Below are 2,423 nucleotides of genomic sequence, written 5' to 3' on the forward strand. Positions count from 1 at the left end.
TGCCGTCGTCGCTGCCCGCGCTCTTTCCGACGAAGATCCGTTATGGCGCGCTTGCGATCGGCTTCAATGTGTCGGTGTCGCTGTTCGGCGGTACGACGCCGCTCGTTGCAGCGTGGCTCGTCGATCGAACTGGGAACCAGATGATGCCCGCTTATTACCTGATGGGTGCGTCGCTGATTGGCATCGTGTCGGTGATCGCGTTGCGTGAGACGGCGGGCAAGCCGCTGCTTGGCTCGGGCCCATCCGTCGGCACTCACGCCGAAGCGCTTGCTGTTCTCCGTCAGGCCAGCAAACGCGTCAACGTCAAGAAGGCCTATCTCGCGGTCGTCAAGGAACGCGCGTAATGTGGGCCGCCTGTTGCGCGGCCCCGCACCGGTTTCGCGTTCAGAAGCGGTCGACGTCGACTACCGCCTGCGCAAACGCCTGTGGCGCTTCCTGCGGCAAGTTATGGCCGATGCCGCCCGTGATCGTCCGGTGTTCGTACTTGCCCGTGAACTTCCCTGCGTAGGCGCTCGACGGCGGATGCGGCGCGCCGTTGGCGTCGCCCTCCAGCGTGATTGTCGGCACGCCGATCGTCGGCGCCGCGGCAAGCCGCTGCTCGAGTTCGTCGTAGCGGGCCTCGCCCGCCGCGAGTCCTTGCCGCCAGCGATAGTTGTGGACGGTGATCTCCACATGGTCCGGATTGTCGAAGGCGGCCGCGCTGCGGTTGTACGTGGCGTCGTCGAAATTCCATTTCGGCGAGGCCAGCCGCCAGATCAGCTTTGCGAACTCGTGTGTGTACTTTTCATAGCCCGCGCGTCCGCGATCCGTTGCGAAATAGAACTGATACCACCACTGGAGTTCTGCATCGGGCGGCAACGGCATCGTGCCGGCCTTCTGACTGCTGATCAGATAGCCGCTCACCGACACCAGCGCCTTGCAGCGCTCCGGCCATAGCGCCGCGACGATATCGGCCGTGCGCGCGCCCCAGTCGAAGCCTGCGAGTACCGCTTGCTGGATGTTGAGCGCGTCCATCAATGCGGTGATGTCGCTTGCCAAAGCCGCGGGTTGTCCGTTGCGCATCGTGTCGCGCGAAAGGAAACGTGTCGAGCCGTAGCCGCGCAAATATGGGACGATCACGCGATAACCGCGCGATGCCAGCAGCGGCGCAACATCGACGAAGCTATGAATGTCGTAAGGCCAGCCATGCAGAAGAATGACGGGAGGTCCGCTCGCCGGTCCCGCCTCTGCGTAGCCGACGTTCAGCAGGCCGGCGTCGATCTGCTTGAGCGACGCGAAAGACGTATGGCTGCCCGGCTTCACCGGAGGCAAAGTCGCAGACTTCGATACATTGGTCTGCGCATGCGCGGAACCCAGCATGCCGAACTGAGCAGCCGCAAAAGCAAGGGCCGTTGTGCCCAGGAAGCTGCGACGACGTGAATCGATTCTCTCTGACATTTGCCTCTCCTTGTTGTTGAACGCGCTTGTGCTTCGAAGGTAGTCGAATAGAGCGGCGACAGGAAGCGCCGTCACGGAAGCATTAAAGCGCGCCAAGGTATCTGCAATGTGTCGAGAACCCGGCTTATTGTGATGTTATGTATCTGATCCATGGCCAGATACATTCGGGTACAAATCGCGGTTCCCACGGGACCGGCGGTCTGATGCCCTTTGACTGATCCGGCGGGGGGAGCTCCGCCTCCTCTGCGCCTTTGGGCGCAAACGAATCGTGCTCCCCCGACAAGGCAGTGAGCTTAAGCGCCCTTGACGAACTGCAGGCCGCCGAAGTTCTGGATCGTCGGAATGTCGACCTTCGTTTCCGTCTGCGTGACAGGTGCTACGACGATGGCCGGGCTGGCAAAGCCGCCGCCGAATGCCGCGTTCGTGTTGAAGGCGTTGACGTTGCTTCCGCCGCGTACTTCCGAAAGTTCTTTGGCGGACAGTTCTTCGTTATGCGAAATATCTTTGATGGTCAGCGAAGTCATGATGAATCTCCTTGGATGAAACAGTTACGAGTTGAAAGGGGTGAGTGAATCGTTTGCTACTTACAGCACAGCCTGCAGGCCGCCGAAGTTCTGGATCGTCGGGATCTGAACCTTAGTGTCGGTTTGCGTCACGGGCGCCACTACCACGGCCGGACTGGCGAAGCCACCGCCGAATGCCGCGTTGACGTTGCCGACGTTGTAGTTGCTGCCGCCACGCACTTCTGAGAGCGCCTTGGCGGAGAGTTCTGCGTTGTGCGAGAGGTCTTTGATGGTCAGCGATGCCATGATGAATCTCCTTGAATGGACTGATTGCGAACTGAGAGAGAGCGAGTCGGTTGCGATTTACAGCACAGCCTGCAGGCCACCGAAGTTCTGGATCGTCGGGATCTGAACCTTCGTGTCGGTTTGCGTCACGGGGGCCACTACCACGGCCGGGCTGGCGAAGCCGCCGCCGAATGCCGC

The 2,423-nt window shown here is 61.1% G+C and carries 3 protein-coding genes and 1 pseudogene; 1 reads left to right on the forward strand and 3 read right to left on the reverse strand.

The window, feature by feature from the left end:
- Positions 1-344 (forward strand): annotated as a pseudogene (locus VSR68_RS42355) (MFS transporter); the annotation flags it as partial.
- Positions 345-384: 40 nt separating this feature from the next.
- Here the strand turns inward: VSR68_RS42355 and VSR68_RS42360 are convergent.
- The 3 genes from VSR68_RS42360 to VSR68_RS42370 form a co-directional block, all read right to left on the reverse strand.
- Positions 385-1,437: an alpha/beta hydrolase gene (locus VSR68_RS42360; protein ID WP_342945360.1), complete on the reverse strand. Its 1,053-nt coding sequence runs from the start codon at positions 1,435-1,437 to the stop codon at positions 385-387.
- Positions 1,438-1,730: 293 nt separating this feature from the next.
- Positions 1,731-1,961 carry a hypothetical protein gene (locus VSR68_RS42365; RefSeq protein WP_090874122.1) on the reverse strand — a complete coding sequence of 77 codons (231 nt, stop codon included), beginning with the start codon at positions 1,959-1,961 and terminating at the stop codon, positions 1,731-1,733.
- Between the two features lie 60 nt (positions 1,962-2,021).
- The gene (locus VSR68_RS42370; RefSeq protein WP_342945361.1) at positions 2,022-2,246 is read right to left on the reverse strand and encodes a hypothetical protein; all 225 of its coding nucleotides are present in this window, start codon (positions 2,244-2,246) and stop codon (positions 2,022-2,024) included.
- Between the last annotated feature and the right edge of the window lie 177 nt (positions 2,247-2,423).

Origin of the sequence: Paraburkholderia phymatum, from assembly GCF_038900715.1 — a bacterium.
In the GTDB taxonomy this organism is placed as follows: domain Bacteria; phylum Pseudomonadota; class Gammaproteobacteria; order Burkholderiales; family Burkholderiaceae; genus Paraburkholderia; species Paraburkholderia phymatum_A.

Excerpts from the sequence above, each read along its gene's own strand:
- VSR68_RS42365 (WP_090874122.1), bottom strand. The coding sequence starts at position 1,961 with ATGACTTCGCTGACCATCAAAGATATTTCGCATAACGAAGAACTGTCC.
- VSR68_RS42360 (WP_342945360.1), bottom strand. The coding sequence starts at position 1,437 with ATGTCAGAGAGAATCGATTCACGTCGTCGCAGCTTCCTGGGCACAACG.
- VSR68_RS42370 (WP_342945361.1), bottom strand. The coding sequence starts at position 2,246 with ATGGCATCGCTGACCATCAAAGACCTCTCGCACAACGCAGAACTCTCC.